This window comes from Brevibacterium sp. Mu109, assembly GCF_900169375.1.
GTDB classification, from domain to species: Bacteria; Actinomycetota; Actinomycetes; order Actinomycetales; family Brevibacteriaceae; genus Brevibacterium; species Brevibacterium yomogidense_A.
Genome location: NZ_FXZF01000005.1, coordinates 66,408 through 85,785 on the forward strand (window position 1 = coordinate 66,408; position 19,378 = coordinate 85,785).

Here is a 19,378-nt window from a genome sequence, read left to right on the forward strand (position 1 = left end):
CTCAGTTCGGCAGCGTGACTCTGTCCGGCTGCATCACGTCGAGCCGAAGAATGCTCAGTCCAGCTGCTTCTCCAGCACGACGAACTCCAGATCCTTGCGCTGGGGACGCCCGAACTGCTCCTGCCCGTAGGGGAAGGGCTCGGTCTCGCCGGTGAGGGCGAATCCCCGCCGCTCGTAGTAGGCGATGAGCTCCGAGCGCTGCCGGATGACGGTCATCCTCAGCGTCGTCGCACCCCAGCGATCGCCGACCGCCTGCTCCGCCGCCGCCATGACCAGTGAGCCGATCCCGCCGCCCTGCTGCTGCGGGAACACCGCGAAGGTGCCGAAGTAGGCGACGCCGTCGCCCCTGTCCTCCAGCTGCACGCAGGCGACGGGAGGAGCCGGGGCGCGTCCGGTGGACGCGGTGACGGCTTCGATGCCCTCCCCCTGCCAGAAGAGGAGGACCAGGCTGCCGGCGGCATCGATCATGTCGCGCCCCATCGCCTCGTCCAGCCGCTGGCCGGCCAGCAGGTCCGCCTCCGTCGTCCAGCCGGCGCGGGAGTCCTCGCCCCGGTATGCCGATTCGACGAGCGCCACGAACGCGGACACGTCGTCGGCCTGCGCTTCTCTCCAGGTGAGTGCATCGGCCATGCGGCCCCCTCCGTCAATAGGTCAGTCGTTCAGTCGTTCCCCCGACCGCGCCAGACCGCGGCCGAGACGACGACATCCTCCCACGACATCCCGGTCGTCACGTTCACGATGGGACGCCCCGGAGCGGGATCGGGGGCGTCCGCCGTGACGACGTCGCGCAGCGTGAGGACCGCGTCCCACGACAGGTGCCCCTCGCGGATCGCGATCCCCACATCGCCGGACTCCGCCTCCGCACTCGCACGGCTCTCCACGATCACCTGCGACCGTGCCAGCAGCGCACCCGGCAGCTCGCGCTGATGCGCTTCGTGCGCACCCATGCCGATGACGACCGCGTGGTCCGGCACTGCCTCCGCGGACAGGAGCGGGTCATCCGACGAGGTGGCGGTCACGATGACGTCCGCATCCCGCACGGCCGCGTCCAGCGCGGGGCCGATGAGGGCCTCGGCGGCGGTGATGCCCTGCTGGGCGGCGACCTCCCGCAGCGCGTCTGCTCGGCCCGCCGTGCGGACTCCATAGGTGACGTGGGTGACCGGCACGACGCTGCGGGCCGCGTCCAGGTGCAGACTCCCCTGCACCCCGGTGCCCACGATCACCAGGCGGATGCCGCCCGGGAAGCGCGCACGGAGGGTCTCCGACACCGCGGCGAAGGACAGTGCCGGCGTCCTGAGGTTCGTGAGTGCGGCACCGTCGAGCACCGCCTGCAGCGTGTGCGTCGTGCTGTCGGAGAGCAGCACCGCCCCCTGGATGAAGGGCAGGCCGCGGTCCGGATTGCCGGGGGTCAGGGTGAGGACCTTGATGCCGGTGTGGGCGCCCACCTCGGACGGCATGAGGACGTAGTCCCCGTTCTCCATGGGCACGCGGGTCCGGATGCGGTCCGACTCCGGGTCGAAGTCCACGACAGCGTCGCGCAGTGCCGCGATGGCGTCAGCGAATCCGACGGACGCGACCTCAGCGGGACCCAGCATGAGAGGCGCGCCGGCTGCGGCCTCGGGCGCGGTTCCGGGGGTTCGGGCACTGTCTGGGGTGCTGGTGCTGTCCGGAGTCATGCGTCCTCCGTGAGCTCGCGAAGATGATCCGCGAGCACGAGCGCGTGGTTCTCCTCCTCGTCCTTCGCCGCATACAGGAGGACCAGCAGGTCCTTCCCCGACTCCGCGAAGCGGTCGAGCAGATCCTGCGGGGCGTCGGAGCGCCGCAGTTCGGCCTCGTAGGCCTGCGCGAAGTTGTGGAAGGTCAGGTGCCCGCCGTGGAATCGTCGGCGCAGGTCGTCCGACGGTGCGACGTCGCGGTCCCAGTCGTCGTGGCCGAGGTCGGACTTCGCCACGCCCCGCGGCCACAGCCGGTCCACCAGGACCCGGAAGCCATCGGGCTGGTCGTCGCGGTGCAGCCGGACTGCCGCGATGCCGTCGGTGTCGTCGATCTTCGTCGTCTCGTCGTCACTCATACATCCACGCTACTCGCACCGGTGCCGGGCGGCGAGTGGTGAGTGCGGGTCTGAAGGGCCGTCGGGTGTGATGGGCCGTCGGGTGGTGAGACGGCCACGGGCAGTGTGGTCCAGGGCACGTAGACTGACGCCGTCCGGAACTCACCGTCCAAACTAGGAGGAGACGACGTGGATCTGACTCCGATCATCGAGAAGCTCAAGACCGGGCTGTTCATCAACGGCCAGTGGCGCGACGCCGAAGGCGGCCGCACGCTGGAGGTCCGCAATCCCGCGAACGGATCTGTCATCACGACGATCGCCGACGCGTCCGAGGCCGATGCGCTCGACGCCATCAACGCCGCACGGGACGCACAGGCCGGCTGGGCGGCGACCGCTCCGCGTGAGCGCGCGGAGATCCTCCGCCGCGCCTTCGACCTGCTGCACGAGCGCGCCGACGACATCGCGGCCATCATGACTGCGGAGATGGGCAAGCCGCTCGCCGAATCGAAGGGCGAGGTGGCCTACGGCGCCGAGTTCTTCCGCTGGTTCTCCGAGGAGGCCGTGCGCGTGGGCGGCGACTTCGTCCAGTCGACGGACGGCAAGAACCGCCTCATGATCTCCAAGGAGCCCGTGGGCCCCTGCGTGCTCATCACACCGTGGAACTTCCCGCTGGCGATGGGCACCCGCAAGATCGGGCCCGCGATCGCTGCCGGCTGCACGATGGTGCTCAAGCCCGCACAGCTCACCCCGCTCACGTCGTTCATGCTCGTCGAGGCCCTGCGCGACGCCGGTCTGCCCGATGGTGTCCTCAACGTCGTGACCTCCTCCTCCGCACGCCGTGTCGTCACCCCGTGGATGGAATCCGGCATCGCCCGCAAGATCTCCTTCACCGGGTCGACCGAGGTCGGCGTCAACCTCATGAAGCAGGCTGCGGAGAGCGTCATGAAGACGTCGATGGAGCTGGGCGGCAACGCACCGTTCCTCGTCATGGACGATGCGGACATCGACGCGGCCGTCGAAGGTGCAGTGCTCGCGAAGATGCGCAACAACGGCGAGGCCTGCACCGCCGCGAACCGGCTCTACGTGCAGAAGCCGGTGGCCGAGGAGTTCTCGCGCAAGCTCGCGGAGCGCATCGGCTCCATGAAGGTGGGCGACGGCCTGGTCGACGGCACCCAGGTGGGACCGCTCGTCGACCAGGACCAGCTGGACAAGGTCGCGGAACTCGTCGACCAGGCGGTGGGCGCCGGTGCGACGGTGCTCACCGGCGGCAAGAAGGTCGAGGGCGACGGCTACTTCTTCGCGCCGACCGTCCTGACCGACATCCCGGAGTCCGCCACGCTGCGCGTGGAGGAGATCTTCGGACCCGTCGCGCCCATCGTCACCTTCGAGACGGACGATGAGGCGATCGAGCTGGCGAACGGCACCGAGTACGGTCTGGCCGCCTACCTCTTCTGCAGTGACCTCGAGCGCTCGCTGGGCCTGTCGGAGCGGATCGAGTCCGGCATGATCGGGCTCAACACCGGCCTGGTGTCCAACCCGGCCGCACCGTTCGGCGGCGTCAAGCAGTCCGGGCTGGGCCGCGAGGGCGGCACGTCCGGCATCGACGAGTACCTCGAGACGAAGTACGTCGCCGTGCCCCGCGCGAACGCGAAGTGATGCGCACAGCCTCCTGATCGGCGCAGCGCCTCGTGATCGGCGCAGCGCCAGAGGCATGAAGAAGGCCGCGCCCACGTGGAATCACGTGGGCGCGGCCTTCTTTGCTGTGCGCTCAGGCTTCGCTGTGTGCTCAGGCGCGACGGCGGGCGAGGATGTCGCCCAGCTGTGCGGGCTGCTCCGCGGCGGGAGAGGTGCTGCGACCACGGCTGCTGCCGCTGCCGCGGATGGCCGCACGGCCGTGGCCCAGAGGCCCGTCCGAGCCCGTGGCCCTCTCAGTCTCAGCCTTCGTCGACTGCACGCTCTCCTCACGCGCCGCGTCTGCGAGCGCAGGACGGTAGCCGAGCTCCTCGGCGAACTGCGCGGCGAGCGATTCGTGGTTCGTGGGTGCCAGCGAGTAGGAGGATGCGTCGGCGACGACCGGCGAGGGCTCGTCCCTTTCGGCGACGGGCGCGTCCACGTAGGAGGGCGTCGGCAGGACGGACGGTGTCCACTCCCCCGGCGCGCGCCTGCGTGCCAGCGATTCGGCGATGGTCGGCGCCTCCGGCTCCGGCAGCGCCGAGGCCGCGAAGATCGACCGCGTGCGGCTCGTGGCGGTGTGCTGGGCAGAGGTGCCTGTCTCAGATGTGTCAGCCTCAGAGGTGTCGGACTCGAACGTGTCAGACCCAGACGTGTCAGCCTCGGACGCGTCCGCAGGAGCCTGCACATCATTCGCAGGCTCTGAGGTCACGTGCTCTGCGCGCGTCGACGCAGTCTCTGCCTTCTCAGCCGGAGTCGGCTCTGCTTCTGCTTGTGCGCCCTCTGTCTGTGTGCCTTCTGCCTGTGCGTCGTCAGCCTGTGATTCCCCTGCGGCGGCGGCTTCGCGGACGACGGGGATGTCCGCGGTGATGGGCTCTTCCACCTCGATCACAGTGCGCGCCGCAGCGGGCGCAGCGGCGTGCTTCTGCGGAGCCGGACGCTCGGTCGCAGCCGGACGCGCCGGCGAGGTGGAGCGAGTACGAGGAGCTGCGGGGGCCTCGGCGGTCATGCCGCGACGCAGGACCCTGATCTCCTTGTTGAGAGCGCGCACCAGACCGAGGCAGGCGAGCCCCAGCGCTGCGGTGACGACCGGCACGCCCCAGGGCATCGATCCGAAGGCGACGAAGCCCACGAAGACGAGCGTCAGCAGTGCCAGGCCCATCAGGGCGAGGCCGCAGAAGGGCAGCACTGCCCTGAGCGTGCGCACGCGCTTCCGTGCAGATGCGTCCATCGTCGGACGAGCGGGACCGGGGCGGTGGCTGCCTCCGCGCGCACCGTGGTGCGTGTGGGGACGAGGCCCGGCTGCAGTCGACGGGCGAGACGACGAGCCGGACCCCGAGCGTCCCGAGGAGGGCTGTGCGAGGCGTGCGCGGATGTCCGCGGGGAGCGCGCTCGGCATGCGCTCGGCGGCCGCATCCACACGTCGAGGAGCGGGGCGGTGCGAGGAGTTCATGGGAAGGTCCATCGTTTCGTGATCAGTGGATCCTGCGGTGGCGACGACTGTCGCGCCCGCGGGGGCGAAGGCGAGGACGTCCGCGGTGCCGGTGGCACTGCGGACGGCGGAGGATGTCGGAGCGGAGAGATCGAGCGGAGCGGACTGCCCCACCGCCATCGGCAGGGCTGCTGCGTCGCTCTCCCATCCCGGTGGGGCGTGGGTGTCCGTGTCGACCCGGTGGTCCGGACGCCTGTCCGAACCGGTGCGCGGCGTATGAGACCCGCCGACCACTTCCAGTGCGGGACCCTCCGTGCGGAGGCTCAGCCGCGGTGCTGCCCGTGAGGTCTCCACGTCCGGCACCGGCAGGTCGATCCCCGCCGGGTGCGAATCGCCCCGCAGAAGATGTGGGCGCGAATCGTCCGTCGTGCAACGCGGGGTGCGGTCGACGTCGACGGTCTGTGCCCGTTCCGGAAGCCGCTCCTCATGCTTCTCAGCGCTGCGCTTGAGGATTGCGGGCACGATGACGGCAAACAGCACTACTGCGAGAAGCAGGAAGGCGATGCTCGTGTCCACGGTCCAACCTTAGATTCGCAGGCGCGGTCACGATCGGATCACCACCCGCGTGTCTCTGATGTTTTCGCTGGAAGTGTCACCGAAGTGCCCCGCCCGCCCGGATCTCGTGCGATTCGGGAGCATTCGACTGAGAAACGGTCCGACTCTGAACCGATCCGGGTCGAGGTCAGTCCGACTCCGGATCAGTCAGACTCAGAATCAGTCTGAGTCGCCCTCATCGACCGGGTCTCCCCCGCCCGCCAGCAGACCACCGTTGAGCCCCTGGTCCTGGGAGTACCAGTCCATGAGTCCGAACGGGACGTCCTCGCTCAGCAGACTGAACACGCGATGGTCCCGCCAGTCGCCGCCGATGTGCATGTAGCGCTCCCGCATACCCTCGTCGCGGAAGCCCAGCTTCTCCACCACCCGCAGACTCGCCGCGTTCTCCGGGCGGATCGCGACCTCCATCCGGTGCAGTCCTGCGGCGAAGCAGTGGTCGGTGGCCAGCGCGACCGCAATGGGCATGCAGCCACGGCCTGCGACTCGACGATCGATCCAGTAGCCCAGGCTCGCGGACGCCAGGGACCCCCACTGGAAGCCCGAGACCGTGAGCTGCCCGCGGAAGCGGCCGTCCAGCTGCAGCGCGAACGGAAGCGAACGTCCTTCGCGACCACTGCGCGCGGACATGCTGCGGACCTCCGCGAAATCGGGAGCGCGCCACGTGGGGTCCGGGACGGTCGCCTCCCACGGACGCAGCCAGTCGGCATTGGCCCGGCGGACCTCGACGTACTCGCGACGGTCGCTGCGGCGCAGCGGGCGCAGCAGCAGAGGCCCCCAGCTCAGCTCAGCCGGCCACATCCGGTCACCGGCCATCTGCGCAGCGCTCGCCGGCGGGCTCAGTCGTCGAGGCCCGCAACGAACTCCTTCAGCCACCCGCGGAGGTCGGCTCCCAGGTCCTCACGGCGGCTGGCGAGCTGGATCACCGCCTGGATGTACGCGAGCTTGTCCCCGGTGTCGTAGCGATCACCGGTGAACACGACTCCGTAGACGCCCTGCTCCGATGAGCTCGCAAGGTCCTTGAGCGCGTCCGTCAGCTGGATCTCGTCGCCGCGGCCCGGCGCGGTCCGGTGCAGCACCGGGAAGATCTCCGGCGCCAGCACGTATCGGCCGATCACCGCGAGGTTCGACGGCGCGTCTTCGGGAGCCGGCTTCTCCACGAGATCGGTGATCTTGACGACGCCGTCCGTGCCCGTCTGCTCGACTGCCGCGCAGCCGTACATGTTGATCGATTCGTGCGGGACCTCCATGAGTGCCACGACGCACCCACCGGTCTTCTCGTACACGTCGATCATCGTCGGCAGGATCGGGCTGCGCTCGTCGATGAGGTCATCGCCCAGCAGCACGGCGAAGGGCTCGTGGCCCACGTGCTGCTCGCCCTTGAGGACCGCGTGTCCCAGCCCCAGCGGGTCGCCCTGGCGGACGAAGTGGATGTCTGCGAGCTCGGAGGACTCGCGGATCAGTTCGAGCTTCTTCTCGTCGCCCTTCGCCCGCAGTGCCGCTTCGAGACCGTCGACGCGGTCGAAGTGGTCCTCCAGCGGCCGCTTGTTGCGTCCGGTCACCATGAGGATGTCGGTGAGCCCGGCGTGCACCGCCTCTTCCACGACGTATTGGATCGCCGGCTTGTCGACGACGGGAAGCATCTCTTTGGGGGTCGCCTTCGTCGCCGGCAGGAATCGCGTGCCCAGTCCAGCGACGGGGACGACGGCCTTGCGCACCGCTGCGGTTTCGTTCTTCGACATGCTGGTCATTCTAAGCTGGAGACGATGAACAGTTCAGGCACTTCTGCAAAATCCGCTCTGAGAGCGTCGATCCGAGCGCGGCGCACCGCCCGGATCGACGCGTCGCGCGCGGATTCCGGAGGTGCTCCCGCCCTCTATGCGGAGCATGTCGCCAAGCTCGTCCGCGCGGTGCGGCCCGCCGCTGTCGTGGGCTATGCGGCGCTGCCGGGCGAGCCGAGCCTCGATGCCGCGCTCACAGCGCTCCTCGACTCGCAGACCCCTGTCCTCCTCCCCGCCACGCGGAAGGGCGAGCCCCTGCAGCTCGGGCACGTCACCGGCCCCCTCGACGATCTTCCCCGCGGCACCTGGGGCATCCGGGAGCCGGACCGCACCCTGCCCGCGCCCGAGGCCCTGGCCCGGGCCGCAGATACCGCTGCGGCTGGTGCTGGTGTCGGTGCGGGTGCGGGTGCTGGTGCTGGTGCTGCGCCGATCCTGGTGCTCGTTCCGGGCCTGGCCTACGACACCCGCGGGGTCCGCCTGGGCAACGGGGGCGGGTTCTACGACCGGACCTTCGGCCCGCAGGGTCAGTTCGCGGGGGGCGTCGCAGACGGCGTCCTGGCACCGCTGCGAGCGCGCCTGCGCTTCGTGGGTGTCTGCTGGGACGACGAGCGCACCGACGACCTGCCGCGGGCCGCATGGGACCTCACAGTCGGAGCGGTGCTCACCGAATCCGGCCTTCATCGCGTGACTTCCGACACCTGACGCTCCGTCCGGAAGACGGGAGCACTATCATTCAGAGGGTCCCTGTCGCGAAAGGTCACAATGCCCACCTACTCTTACCGCTGCAAGAACTGCGATCACGCGTTCGACATCCACCAGAGCTTCTCCGACGATGCGCTGACAGCCTGCCCGTCATGCGGCGAGGAGCGGCTGCGGAAGGTGTTCGGCTCCGTGGGCGTCAGCTTCAAGGGGTCCGGCTTCTACGCGACCGATTCCCGCTCGAGCAGCAGCGCCAGCACTCCTGGATCGTCCGACGCGTCCTCCTCGTCGTCGGCATCGGAGTCGACCTCATCGGCCGCCGCGTCGTCCTCGACGTCCGGATCGTCAGAATCCAGCGGTGCCGCGGCGACGACCTCGGCGGCTTCCGCCCCGGCCGCAAGCTGACAGCAGAGCACGCGCGGCACAATCAGCCGCAGCAGCACCACTAGCGGTCACAGGTTCGCATCCAGGGGCGGTCTCCATCCACAGATGGGGGCCGCCCCTGGCGGACCGTGACCAGTCCCGGCACAGTCGGAGCATGGACGTCCTCTCCACGCTGCGCACCGGACTCAGTCGGCCACGAGCACTGCTGGTCCGCATCCCCGCACGCCCTGCGGGGGTCGCGCTCCTCTGCGCGGCCACCGTGCTCGGGGCCTGGACGATCGTGCCGCGCACCGGGACGGAGTCCGTGCTCGTCGCTGCGCACGACCTGTCACCCGGCACTGCTCTGCAGGCAGGCGACGTGCGCGTCGCCGACTATCCCCCGGAGCTCGCGCCCGCAGGCGCGCTCACGGAGTCCTCGGCCGTCGACGGAGCCGTGGCCGGCGGAGCCATCGCGTCCGGCACTCCCCTGACCTCGGCGTCACTCGTCGGACCCGACTCCGGGCTCCGCCCGGAGGGCACGGTCCTCGTCCCCACCGTGTTCGGCGATTCCCAAGCGGTCTCCGTCATCCGCCCGGGCCATCGCCTGCGGGTCTACACCGCGAACGATGGAGCCGATGAAGCAGGCGCAGATACGGACGACGCAGACCTCCCCGGAGCAGCGGGCGGCACCGACGCCCTTCTCGAGGACGCAGTGGTCACCGCCGTGCATACGCCGTCCGGCGGCATGGGGCAGGGCTCGACAGTCGTGACGCTCGCGATCTCCGAGGAGGAGGCCGCGGCACTCGCACGCGAAGCGGGCTCGTACCTGAGCTTCGCGCTCCTCAACTGAGCGTTCGGCAGGGGCCCGTCATTCCTCCGCCACGCCCTGAGGTCCCCGTGATCATGCGGCTTCCCTGTGATCCGAGGCCCCGTGATCATGCGGCTTCCGTGCGACGTCTCACACGAGAGATGCTCAGATGCTTTGCACACGTGATCAACATGTGTAGTCTCGATCCTCGCAGTACTGTAGAAAGCGCTGAGCCCTGTCATGGACGTGATCGTCAGCTCCGTCGCCGCTCCGTCTCATCGAACACGACGCTGCGAATCACCGCCGGGATCGGCCCTTCAGCCAACTCCGTCGTCGCGGTCGCGAAAGGATCACCCGAAATGTTCCAAGGCTTCAAGGACTTCATCCTCCGGGGCAATGTCATCGAGCTGGCCACTGCGGTCATCATCGGCGGCGCGTTCACTGCGATCGTCACGGCGATCTCCGACAAGGTCATCAACCCGCTGATCGCCGCGCTCGGCTCCCCGGACATGGGCGGGCTGGGCTTCCGGATCCGCCCCGAGGTCGAGGCGACGTTCGTCGACCTGGGCGCCGTCATCACCGCGGCAGTCAACTTCCTCATCATCGCCGCTGTCGTGTACTTCATCATCATCATGCCGATGAACAAGATCTCCGAGATGCGCAAGCGCGGAGCAGCTGAGGACGACATCCCGCCGACCAGCGAAGAGCTGCTCGCCGAGATCCGCGATCTGCTGTCCAACGGCCGCCAGCTGCAGGTCCCGGACCAGCGCGCCGACGGCGACGATCCCGAGGTCCCTCGCCACTGAGACGGATCCAGCCACTGAGGCTGATCCTGCCACGTCACAGTGGCTCGCTCCATCGCTCATGACTCAGGGCGTGGATGACGTTCACCCGTCATCCACGCCCTGAGTCATTGTCGTGGCCGGCACTCATACGATGCGGCCCTCATCCGACCGCGGCGCTCATACGATGCAGTGCTCACGTGCTGTCGTCGCGTGAGCGAGATGCCTCACTGCGGGGCGGAGCCCAGTGCGGGGGCCTCTCCGCGAGGTGCCGTTCCAGGTCGCTCCGCGGCTGACCCATGGCAGCATCGCCTGGTTCGGGATCGGCCACGTTGCCCATCAGCCGCCGGTAGCGGGCGATGGCGGCCTGCGCAGCGGGACTGAGCTCCCGGGGAGCATTGCCCGACTGCTGAGGCACGCCGTCCGGAGTCGTCGAATCGCTGTTCGGCTTCTTGGGAGCGTTGTCCGCGCCCACGGTCGTCAGTCCCTCGGAGTCGGGGAGTCAGTACCGGGGTCCGCCTCAGGGTCGCCCGCATCCGCCGCGTCCTCTGCCGCTGTGGAGTCAGCCTCGTCGGTAGAACCTGAGGCGTCGGTGGGACCAGAGGCGTCAGGAGAACCTGCTGCGTCAGTGGAATCCGCAGTGTCGGCAGAATCGTCTGTCGTGGCCGCGTCGTCTTCTGCCAGGACATCGGTGTCGTCCGCCGGTTCCTCGGCATCAGCGGTCGCGGCGGTATCCACGGGCTCAGCGGCGGTATCCGCGCCGCTGTCTGCTGCGCCGTCTTCCGGGGAGTGGTCCTCCGAGGAATCGGCGTCCGCTGACTGCGTCCATTCCCGCAGACCGGCATCCCGCAGTTCAGCGTGGCGGAGGCTGTCCGTGTCGTACGACGGGATGATCTGGTCGGCCGGGATCGCTTCGGGAGCCGCGTCAGCATCCTGTGCGTCCTCGTCCACGACGGTGCCGGTCGACGGCGTCCGGGCAGCGGCCTCGGCGGCGGCAGCCTGTTCAGCGACCCGGCGCTGGGCACGGGTCAGCGGAGCGTCCGAGGTCGGATCCGATGCGGCCGAATCCTCGGAGTCCTGCTCCGTCTGCGCTGACGAGTTCGACGCTGCGCGCTTCGAGGCCGCCACCCAGGCGCGATAAGCCTTCACTGCGCTGTCCAGTGCGGACTCGGTCCGAGCGGAGCGCAGCTTCTGCGCCAGCGCGGCGCGCAGCTGCTCCTTGAGGTCCGTGTCGGAGCGGGAGACGCCGTCGGACTGGATCCACTCGATCATCGCGATGAGCTGCTCATCGGTGTACATGTGCATCGGCAGACCGGACGCCACACGCGGGCGGCTGCCCTGACGGTCGACGACGACCGCTGCGGCGCGGGCCGCGTTGAGAAGCGCCTGCGGAGACAGTTCCTCGACCGTCTCCTTCCACGCTTCGAAGAGTCGGTTCGCCTGGCGCTGCGGGTCGACGAATGCATCCGTCGTCCAGATGCGCACGGACCTCCATCCGCGACGTGCCAGCTGTTCGGGGCGCAGGCGCTCCCGCTGGCGGATGCTCTCCGTGTTCGCATACATCGCGCCGTCCGATTCGACGGCGACGACCATGCCGTGGACGGCATCCGCGGAGTTCGCGATCGCCAGGTCGATGCCCTGGTAGTCGAGGTGTGCGAGCACGCCCTTGCGGCTCAGCCGTTCCGCGAGGTCGGTCACGATCGGATCGCCCAGTTCCGCTGCCGGCTCCGTCGCGATCCGGTTGGCCTCTTCGCGGTCACTGCGCACCATCGTGCCGGTGCCGGTCACAGCACCGTATGTGCGCTCCGTCGGTTCACCACCGGATGCGATCTCGCCGAGCAGGGCGGGCAGCAGCGCTGCGCCGTGGTCCAGCCGCGCAGGGTCGAAGTCATCGGCTTCGAACGCGGACACGACGGTGAGGCGCCTACGCGCACGGGTGACCGCGGCCGCCAGAAGCCTGTCGCCTCCGGGCTGGGACAGCGGGCCGAAGGAGTGGATGACGCGTCCGTGCCGAGTGCGGCCGTAGCCCAGGGACAGGATCACGGCGTCGCGATCCATGCCCTGGATCTGCTCGCAGTCCGTGACGACGAACGGCTCCTTGTCCGGGTCCTCGAAGAACGCGGCGACGTAGGGGAACTGTCGGATCGCCTTCTGGATCCCCGCCGCGACGCGCTGCGCGTGCCAGGGCGTCAGCGTGATGACGGCGAGCGACTGGCGCGCACGGGTGCGCGCGTGTCGGATGACGAGGTCGACGACCTTCTCCACTTCGACGTCGAGGCTCTCGACCTGTCCCGTCGCGGTGTCCGGCGAGCCCATCGCGTCGGGGACGTAGGCGAACTCCAGTCCGCTGCCCTCTCCCGTGAGCGCGGTGGGCACCGTGCGGATGTGCCCGTCGTAGAAGTGGCGGTTGGCCAGCTCCACGAGCTCCAGCGGGGAGACCCGGTAGCTGGTGTGCAGGCGGTGCAGCGGAAGGAACTCCGCGAGGTCCTCCCACACGCTCTTCGGCGCCTCCTCCGGCGTGAGCGTCCGCCGGTCGACGGTGACGCTGAAGTCGCGGGGACCCGGCAGGCGCATATCGCCCAGGGCTATGACCTGCTTGGCGCGGGCCAGGGCCGGAAGGACCTCTGAGGTCGTGAGGCGCCCGGCATCCGCCACGATGACGGTGTCGAACAGCGGCATGTCCGCGAAGAGCTCCGGCACCTGGAAGGGCGTCACAGTCCACACGGGGGCCAGGGTCGTGACGATGTCCGGTGCGCGTGCGGTGATCTCTGCGACCGTCGGCCGATCGGACCGCAGGGTGTCGCGCACGATCTGCGCCTGATCGCGTTCGTCCGCGATCGCCCGCTTCCACCTGCGTGCGTGCCCGTAGCGCAGACGGGAGGCGCCGGCGGCGACGTACTGACGGTCGGAGATCCGGTAGTCCGCCGCGATGCGATGGAGGACGGCGCCGTCGTGAGCACCGATCAGTGCGTCTGCACCCGCGAGGTCCTGGAGGATCGTCGCCCACAGCGCCAGATCGAATTCGAGTCCCACGACGTCGTGCGAGACGCGGCGGTCCCGCAGATCGTCGAGCAGCTCACTCAGACCCGCATCGCGCAGCGCATCATCCGTGCGGGTGCGTGCGGGGAGGTCGCTCAGCGACTCGTTCTCTTCGGCGAGCGCCTGCAGGCGCGCTTCGAGCTCCTCGACGAGCATGTCTTCGAGTTCGCCCCCGTCGGGGGTCGTGGCGAGCGTGGGACTGAGCGCAGACAGCTCTGCGGACAGTGCTCGGTACTCGGCGACCGCTTCGGGGATGCCGCGGGGCACCTTGGGGCGGATGTCTCCACCGGCGAGCTCCTTGAGCTCCTTCCGCTGCTGCGAGGCGGCCAGCAGCCCTTCGTGCATATCCGTGACCTGGGCGCCGGGGCGCAGGAATTCGCGAGCAGCCTTCTTCAGCCGGTTGCGCTCGAAGAGGCCCATGTCGCGACCCGCCTGGGCGCGGTACTCAGCGGTGCCGGTGGCGGCGATGAGGTCGCTCAGACTGTGCTCGAAGACGTCCGGGCTGAACACATCGAGGGTCTTCCTGAGCTCCTGCAGCAGCAGGAGCGCACGGCCCCATGCGCCGATGGTGCGTTCGGGGTTCAGACCCGATTCGCGCAGCACGGGCAGCGCGACCCGCGAGAACTCCGGGACCAGCTCGACGGACTTCTTCGCGCGCTCCTGCGCGCGGGTCACTTCGTCACTGGAATCGACGCGCGCACCGAACCAGACGGTGTCGCTCACCTCCATCGTGAATGCGCCCATCCGTGACAGCTCGAGCAGCTGGGTCCGCAGATCCGCACGGTCCTGCGTGGACAGTTCCAAGACGGTGCGGTCGAAGCGCACGCTCGTCGAGGGTCCGGGCCGGACCGCGGTCAATGCGGCCAGTCGCTCCATCACTTCATACGCGGAGACTCCCCACGGTTCGCGGATGCGGTGCAGGGACTCCCCGTGCTCGCGCAGTGCGGCCCGCTGCTCCGAGAGCCGGTCCACCAGTCCGGTGAGCTCCGGCTGCGGCGTGCGCTCCGCAGAGCTGATGAGGCGGATGAGGCTGCGGCGGAGGGCTTCGCCGTCACCGCGGCCGTCGATCGCGAAGCCCTCGAGGCCCGCCTGGGACATCCGCTGCGAGAAGTCGCCCAGCTCGTCCTCGTCCTGCGCCACGAAGAGGACGCTGCGACCGGAATGCGTCAGCGAGGTCGACAGAGCCACGGCCAGCTGGGTCGCGCCCGTGCCGGGAGGGGTGTCGACGACGAGCGACGCACCGTCGAGTGCCGAGTCGACCACGGCCTGCTGGTCGCCGTCGACGTCGATCGCGAGGAACTCTTCGTGCGGAGCACGGTCCGGAAGCGGACGAGGGCCCTGGTCCGCAGGGTCGGACATGTCGATGCGCTCCGTCGGCACACCGTCATCCGTCGCGCCCGAGGCTGTGGACGAGACGGCTGTCGCAGCCGAGTCCGTGGTTGCGGTCGAGTCTGAGTCTGCGTCCGGATCTGTGTCCTCGTCCGCCCAGGTGCCGGGCAGTCGGAAGCCGACGCGGGCCTCGGCGTCGCCTGCAAGAGCGCGCAGCAGCGGATGCGCGGCCGGCAGCGATTCAGACGCGTACGGCGCCGTGATGTTCGCGAACGTCGACACGACGAGCCGCTCGTTCACGAGCATGCCCAAGACCGGCCGGGTGAGTGTCCGGAGTCGGTTGAAGACGGGGGCCGGATCGAAGCCGTGCGCCAGCCCCGTCGCGGCGACCCATTCGTCGACGTCGACGATGACGTCGTGCTCCTGCCGCAGGTAGTCCACGAGTGCCGGATTGATGCGGACTTCGTCGGAGAGGCTGATCTCGTAGTCGTCGACGCTGCTGCCGCGCGGCAGCAGGTTCACGTGGCGGAGGATCACGGGAGCCGCGAAGTCTTCGCGCCCGCTGTCCTTCGGCCGATTCCACGACGCGAAGCCGATCGCCAGCTGCGCGGCGGCAATGCCGCGCTGGCGCTGGAGCTGATCCGCCTTGCTGCGGATCGACCGGGCGCGCCTGCGTGCGTCCGAGAGGTGTTCGGGGTCGCGCAGGAGACTGGAGAGCCGCGTCGCGCGGCCCGCGAGCAGCTGGGCGAGGCCGGAGGGGTGGGCGCCGGTCAGATCGATCGATCCGTCGCGAGACTCACGGAAGTGCAGCATCGTGTCGCGACCGCCGATCCGGGCAGCCTGAGCCCTCCAGTCGACGAACACGTCATCGACTGACGGGGGAAGAGCGGAAGCAGATTCTGACACGGCTCCGACACTACCGGGTCGTACGGACACGGCACGATGCGGCGCACCGAGGGCGGCGGAATTTCCAGGAGGCGCCTGACCAGCGGCCCATTCCGCGGCGCACGAAGTGCAAGAACCCGCGCTGGGCGGAGCGGGCCAGAATTCGCGCAGGGGTCGACAACCAGCAGTAAGGCGACGTTCACGCGCACGAGCCTGCGAGCACGCCCCCGCAGCTCGGGGGATAGAGCACCGCTCTCCTAGAGCGAGCGCCGGCGACCCTCAGCGATCCCACCCCGGAACTCCCACTGATCCGGGAAACGCTCCGCCCACCGAAACAACAGCAGTTGCGATACAAAATCTGAAGCCCGACGATGTACAGCATGAGCCAACATCCACTGCCGCCTGCCGGATGGCATCCCGATCCGTCGAATCCCGGACAGCTTCGCTACTGGGACGGAACCGCATGGACGGATCACACTCATCCGACCACTGTGCATTCACCGGGCTCTCATCATGAGTCGGCCCTCTCGCCCGGAACGACGCCAACAGGAAGCGGCGACAGCACATTGAAGCTCTGGAGAGTCGCTAGGATCTGCGGCTGGTCAGCGGGGCTGCTGGCCATCGTTCTCCTTGCGCTGAACCACTTCAACCAGCCTTCCCTCAGCGAGAACCTGTTCCTCAACCGAATCGACTACAGACTCCCGCTGGTGATCATCCTCGGTGCAGTTGTTGCCGTTGCCCTTGAGTACGTCATCTATTTCGCCACGTTCAAGAAGCTGACGCGTCTATCCAGAAAAATCTGGGGCGCCGCCCTCCCCGTCGTCACCGGCGCAATCGTCTTCCTCACAGCTTTCGCCCTCATTTCTCTCTCGAGCTACCTTCGTTTCGAAACAGGCCTCACCTCTCCGGACACACTCGCCTCCTACGAAGACGACGCCCGGTCTCTTGTGGACACTTACGCGGTCACGGACAGCGAATGGCGTGCGCTCAGTGGCGACGCATCAGTGACAGATGTATACGGCGACAGCAGTGACGCCGCAGTCTTCGTCAAGACTATCGACTTCACGTGCGAAGAGGGACTGTCCGGCGAGAAGAGCAGCTTCGACTTCAAGCACATGAAAGATGCCGACAATCAGGAACCCGGCGACGAATCGATCGTCGAAACTGCGAACGCCACCTTCCCGTCGCCAGGCGCCGACTTCTCCTGGGCATACGACAATGATGGCTTCTACGGAACCACCTGCCTGGCGGAATTCGCGTATTTCATCGACAACGACAACAGGGGAGTCATGGACATCAGTGGCATCGATACTCCTTCGCTGATCGTCTATTCCTACCCGGACAGTAAATACATCGAGCCGGAGATCGAAGCGCTGGACGAGGACACCGAACTCTACAACTCAGACGAAGACGGCTTCATCGACGGGGAAAAATTCATTCCGGCTGAACTCTTCGACCGTGGGCTGAACGCCACCACCGTCTTCCCGAACGAGAACACCGGAGTCAACGATATCGTGTTCTCGTGGGCTACATTCGACATCGCCTTCCCCGTCAAGGATGTGGACTCTACGTCGATGATCGCGGTTGCACCCCTGGGCTTCACGATGGGGGACGGCACGGAGCGACCCGGATCCGGGATCAACGAGCCCCAGAATGGCGTGCCGCCTGAGGCCGTCGATCAGACGAGTCCTGACTACGAGTTCGGCGCCGAATCCGTTTCGGTCCAGGACCCGAACGAGATGGGTACCATCGACGACTTCTAGCCGGGCTCTCAGGGATGCGGGGACTTGTAACCGACGCCCGCTGGGAGCCGCGAGTTCGCACTGAAGGCGCAAGGCAGTAGTATGGCGACGTCCACACGCACGCTCTCGGGCGAGCACGCCGTGGGCACGCCCCCGTAGCTCAGGGGATAGAGCACCGCTCTCCTAAAGCGGGTGCCGCGAGTTCGAATCTCGCCGGGGGCGCGATCACGACTCGGACACCATGTGTCCGCGCCATCGCTCGACCGCCTCACCGTTCGCGGGCGGCCCGCCGATGCATGGCCGCGAGCGACAGCCGGGCCTTCTCACTCAGCTCGACCTCGTCCGACGACAGCCGGGCGGAGATCTCCTCGATGATGCCGGCGATGGAGCCGTTGCACGCCATGATCCGAGCTTGCAGCGAGTCGCCCGCGGCTCGCACCGCTTCTTCATTCCCGCTTCTCACCGCATCGTCCAGCTCCCATGACGCGTCGCGGACACCATCGAACAGCAGAGCGACGTCCGCCGTGTGGCGGATGATCTCCTCCGTGTCCGGCACGGACGACAGCAGATTCCACCAGGTCACCAGCGCGGCGGAGAGGCGACTGCGTTCGCGCACGACGGCCCTGCGCAGCTCCTCGGTCCCCGCCAGCAGCGCATCCGGCCCGTGCGACGCATCCGGGATGGGGAGTCGACGCGGCTCGGCAGGCCACTGACCTGCACGACCTCGCTCCGCGTCAGCCAGCTGGCTGAGCATCTCCGTGAGAGCCAGACGAGTCACGGGCGCCCACCGGCGCCGTGCTGCGCGCTGGATGAACCGGTCGATGAAGAGCGTCGTGAACAGGAACGTCACGACACCGGCGACCAGCCCGGAGACGATCACGAGGTTCTGCCAGACAGGAGTCGTCACATCGATCCAGATGACGACCGCGATGACTGCAAGAGCCGATGTGAACGCGACCGCACGCCAGAGAGAACCGAACACGACGCACCTCCAGAGGTGATTGAACCGGAACCGCTGATCTCAGAGGCGCAGCGGGGAACGCCTCAGACCGTGTAGCCGGCGGGGAACGGGTCGGACGGATCGCCGCGTTCACAGGACGGCGCACCCGCTCAGCAGGGCGACGGCGCCGGCCGCGTGGACGCCCACCCCCGCCGCGGACACCGGCGCGATGAGTGCCGCGAGGCCCGCACCCGGCCACCGCCGGGGGCACTGGCGCCGGCCCACGAGGGACGCCACCCGGGCACTCGGTCCGTCCCCTCTGCGGGAGCCTCCTCGCTCCGGCGAGCCTTCCCTGGGGCTCCCGCCTGTCGCCCCCAGGGCGAACAGTGCTCCCGCAGCGCGGACCTCCGGTTTCGCACCCGAGGCCGTTTCCACTGCAGAGGCACCGGCCGCCTCGGGGACCCGGGGATCCTCCGCGTCCTGCAGCTTCACGAGCGCGCTCACGAGCGCGCTCGTCCCGGCCGTGCGCAGTGCGCCCGTGTCCGCGTCGATCTCCAGCAGGTCCAGGACCGTCCGTTCGCACGTCGCGATGAAGGGGACCCAGCGCAGCGGCGCCGCGATTCCCATCGCGAGGGCGGCAATGAGGTGGTGCCGATGCTTCAGGTGAGTCGCTTCGTGTGCGACGACGGCGCGCAGCTCGTCCTCGTCGAGGATGTCGACGGCACCGCGGGAGACCACGATTCCGCCGCACCGTGCCGGCAGGGCATAGGCGAAGGCCGTGCGGTCATCGTCTATCCGCACCCGCACACCGGCCACCGATGCGGTCGCACGGAGGTCGGCACGACCGGTGCGGCACACCCGCGGAACCAGGACCACGAACTCCCGCAGCACGGAGCCGGCGATCACAGCGATACTGAGCGCGGAGGCTCCGATGAGGACCGCGCTCGGTATGCCCGCCGGGACCGGTTGCTCGGGGAACGGGTTGGTCGCCGCGAGGCACTGCTGACAGACCTCACCCACTGCACCCGGCACCAGGCCAGGGCCGGTCACCGACCACGTGAGGACGGGGCCGACGGCGATGAGCGCCAGTACCCATGCCGCACCTCCCGCGGCGACGGCGGCGATCGATGTCTTCGGGCGCGCGGAGAGCTGAGGCCGCACCGCGCCGAGCGCCACGGGCCCCACGAACGCGACGCAGACGAGGGCGGCGAGCAGGGCCGCCGCGAGGGCGAGCGCACCGGGCAT

The 19,378-nt window shown here is 68.7% G+C and carries 16 protein-coding genes, 1 tRNA gene and 1 pseudogene; 7 read left to right on the top strand and 11 right to left on the bottom strand.

Annotated elements, in window-relative coordinates; translation table 11 throughout:
* Positions 1-54: 54 nt before the first annotated feature.
* From BSP109_RS04380 to BSP109_RS04390, 3 genes are read right to left on the bottom strand one after another with little or no spacing between them, the layout of a single operon-like run.
* Positions 55-630, bottom strand: a complete 576-nt coding sequence (locus BSP109_RS04380) for a GNAT family N-acetyltransferase (RefSeq protein WP_101599505.1) — start codon at positions 628-630, stop codon at positions 55-57.
* 29 nt (positions 631-659) lie between these two features.
* Entirely contained in the window at positions 660-1,676 is a 1,017-nt protein-coding gene (locus BSP109_RS04385; protein WP_101599506.1) for an ornithine cyclodeaminase family protein, read from the bottom strand.
* Positions 1,673-2,071: a DUF488 domain-containing protein gene (locus BSP109_RS04390; protein ID WP_101599507.1), complete on the bottom strand. Its 399-nt coding sequence runs from the start codon at positions 2,069-2,071 to the stop codon at positions 1,673-1,675. Before BSP109_RS04390 ends, BSP109_RS04385 begins: the two co-directional genes overlap by 4 nt.
* Before the next feature lie 168 nt (positions 2,072-2,239).
* On the opposite strand from BSP109_RS04390, the gene BSP109_RS04395 reads away from it, so the two are divergent.
* Positions 2,240-3,706 carry an NAD-dependent succinate-semialdehyde dehydrogenase gene (locus BSP109_RS04395; protein ID WP_101599508.1) on the top strand — a complete coding sequence of 489 codons (1,467 nt, stop codon included), beginning with the start codon at positions 2,240-2,242 and terminating at the stop codon, positions 3,704-3,706.
* 130 nt (positions 3,707-3,836) lie between these two features.
* Here the strand turns inward: BSP109_RS04395 and BSP109_RS04400 are convergent, their stop codons facing one another.
* The 3 genes from BSP109_RS04400 to galU form a co-directional block, all read right to left on the bottom strand.
* Complete coding sequence (locus tag BSP109_RS04400; protein WP_101599509.1) at positions 3,837-5,729, bottom strand: hypothetical protein; 1,893 nt, start codon at positions 5,727-5,729, stop codon at positions 3,837-3,839.
* A 198-nt stretch (positions 5,730-5,927) separates the two neighbouring features.
* A complete protein-coding gene (locus tag BSP109_RS04405; RefSeq protein WP_101599510.1) occupies positions 5,928-6,581 on the bottom strand; it encodes a GNAT family N-acetyltransferase in 654 nt (217 codons plus the stop codon).
* A 23-nt stretch (positions 6,582-6,604) separates the two neighbouring features.
* A complete protein-coding gene (galU, locus tag BSP109_RS04410) occupies positions 6,605-7,516 on the bottom strand; it encodes a UTP--glucose-1-phosphate uridylyltransferase GalU (RefSeq protein WP_101599511.1) in 912 nt (303 codons plus the stop codon).
* 15 nt (positions 7,517-7,531) lie between these two features.
* Between galU and BSP109_RS04415 the strand changes: the two genes are divergently transcribed.
* Together BSP109_RS04415 and BSP109_RS17885 are read left to right on the top strand one after the other, a co-directional pair.
* Complete coding sequence (locus tag BSP109_RS04415; protein ID WP_087005596.1) at positions 7,532-8,248, top strand: 5-formyltetrahydrofolate cyclo-ligase; 717 nt, start codon at positions 7,532-7,534, stop codon at positions 8,246-8,248.
* A gap of 60 nt (positions 8,249-8,308) precedes the next feature.
* Positions 8,309-8,404 (top strand): annotated as a pseudogene (locus BSP109_RS17885) (FmdB family zinc ribbon protein); the annotation flags it as partial.
* Between the two features lie 62 nt (positions 8,405-8,466).
* Here BSP109_RS17885 and BSP109_RS17890 read toward each other — a convergent pair.
* The gene (locus BSP109_RS17890; RefSeq protein ID WP_306298561.1) at positions 8,467-8,661 is read right to left on the bottom strand and encodes a hypothetical protein; all 195 of its coding nucleotides are present in this window, start codon (positions 8,659-8,661) and stop codon (positions 8,467-8,469) included.
* Between the two features lie 122 nt (positions 8,662-8,783).
* On the opposite strand from BSP109_RS17890, the gene BSP109_RS04425 reads away from it, so the two are divergent.
* Entirely contained in the window at positions 8,784-9,458 is a 675-nt protein-coding gene (locus tag BSP109_RS04425; RefSeq protein WP_087005602.1) for an SAF domain-containing protein, read from the top strand.
* A gap of 317 nt (positions 9,459-9,775) precedes the next feature.
* Positions 9,776-10,222: a large conductance mechanosensitive channel protein MscL gene (gene mscL / locus BSP109_RS04430; protein ID WP_087005604.1), complete on the top strand. Its 447-nt coding sequence runs from the start codon at positions 9,776-9,778 to the stop codon at positions 10,220-10,222.
* 172 nt (positions 10,223-10,394) lie between these two features.
* On the opposite strand, the gene BSP109_RS04435 is transcribed toward mscL, so the two are convergent.
* Together BSP109_RS04435 and BSP109_RS04440 are read right to left on the bottom strand one after the other, a co-directional pair.
* The gene (locus BSP109_RS04435) at positions 10,395-10,673 is read right to left on the bottom strand and encodes a hypothetical protein (RefSeq protein WP_087005607.1); all 279 of its coding nucleotides are present in this window, start codon (positions 10,671-10,673) and stop codon (positions 10,395-10,397) included.
* 5 nt (positions 10,674-10,678) lie between these two features.
* Positions 10,679-15,472, bottom strand: coding sequence for a DUF4011 domain-containing protein (locus BSP109_RS04440; RefSeq protein ID WP_257944553.1), 4,794 nt, complete (start codon positions 15,470-15,472; stop codon positions 10,679-10,681).
* A gap of 359 nt (positions 15,473-15,831) precedes the next feature.
* Here BSP109_RS04440 and BSP109_RS04445 point away from each other — a divergent pair, with 359 nt between their 5' ends.
* Positions 15,832-17,214 (top strand): DUF2510 domain-containing protein, encoded by a 1,383-nt coding sequence (locus BSP109_RS04445; protein ID WP_101599512.1) that lies wholly within the window; start codon positions 15,832-15,834, stop codon positions 17,212-17,214.
* Positions 17,215-17,342: 128 nt separating this feature from the next.
* A tRNA-Arg gene (locus tag BSP109_RS04450) sits at positions 17,343-17,415 on the top strand.
* 46 nt (positions 17,416-17,461) lie between these two features.
* On the opposite strand, the gene BSP109_RS04455 is transcribed toward BSP109_RS04450, so the two are convergent.
* Complete coding sequence (locus BSP109_RS04455; RefSeq protein WP_101599513.1) at positions 17,462-18,175, bottom strand: hypothetical protein; 714 nt, start codon at positions 18,173-18,175, stop codon at positions 17,462-17,464.
* Between the two features lie 108 nt (positions 18,176-18,283).
* Positions 18,284-19,378 carry a M56 family metallopeptidase gene (locus BSP109_RS04460; RefSeq protein WP_101599514.1) on the bottom strand — a complete coding sequence of 365 codons (1,095 nt, stop codon included), beginning with the start codon at positions 19,376-19,378 and terminating at the stop codon, positions 18,284-18,286.

What these genes read in the sequence shown, in the direction of transcription:
- BSP109_RS04380 (WP_101599505.1), bottom strand. Translation starts at nt 630, where the DNA reads ATGGCCGATGCACTCACCTGGAGAGAAGCGCAGGCCGACGACGTGTCC.
- BSP109_RS04385 (WP_101599506.1), bottom strand. Translation starts at nt 1,676, where the DNA reads ATGACTCCGGACAGCACCAGCACCCCAGACAGTGCCCGAACCCCCGGA.
- BSP109_RS04390 (WP_101599507.1), bottom strand. Translation starts at nt 2,071, where the DNA reads ATGAGTGACGACGAGACGACGAAGATCGACGACACCGACGGCATCGCG.
- BSP109_RS04405 (WP_101599510.1), bottom strand. Translation starts at nt 6,581, where the DNA reads ATGGCCGGTGACCGGATGTGGCCGGCTGAGCTGAGCTGGGGGCCTCTG.
- galU (WP_101599511.1), bottom strand. Translation starts at nt 7,516, where the DNA reads ATGACCAGCATGTCGAAGAACGAAACCGCAGCGGTGCGCAAGGCCGTC.
- BSP109_RS04415 (WP_087005596.1), top strand. Translation starts at nt 7,532, where the DNA reads ATGAACAGTTCAGGCACTTCTGCAAAATCCGCTCTGAGAGCGTCGATC.
- BSP109_RS04425 (WP_087005602.1), top strand. Translation starts at nt 8,784, where the DNA reads ATGGACGTCCTCTCCACGCTGCGCACCGGACTCAGTCGGCCACGAGCA.
- mscL (WP_087005604.1), top strand. Translation starts at nt 9,776, where the DNA reads ATGTTCCAAGGCTTCAAGGACTTCATCCTCCGGGGCAATGTCATCGAG.
- BSP109_RS04445 (WP_101599512.1), top strand. Translation starts at nt 15,832, where the DNA reads ATGAGCCAACATCCACTGCCGCCTGCCGGATGGCATCCCGATCCGTCG.
- BSP109_RS04460 (WP_101599514.1), bottom strand. Translation starts at nt 19,378, where the DNA reads ATGCCCGGTGCGCTCGCCCTCGCGGCGGCCCTGCTCGCCGCCCTCGTC.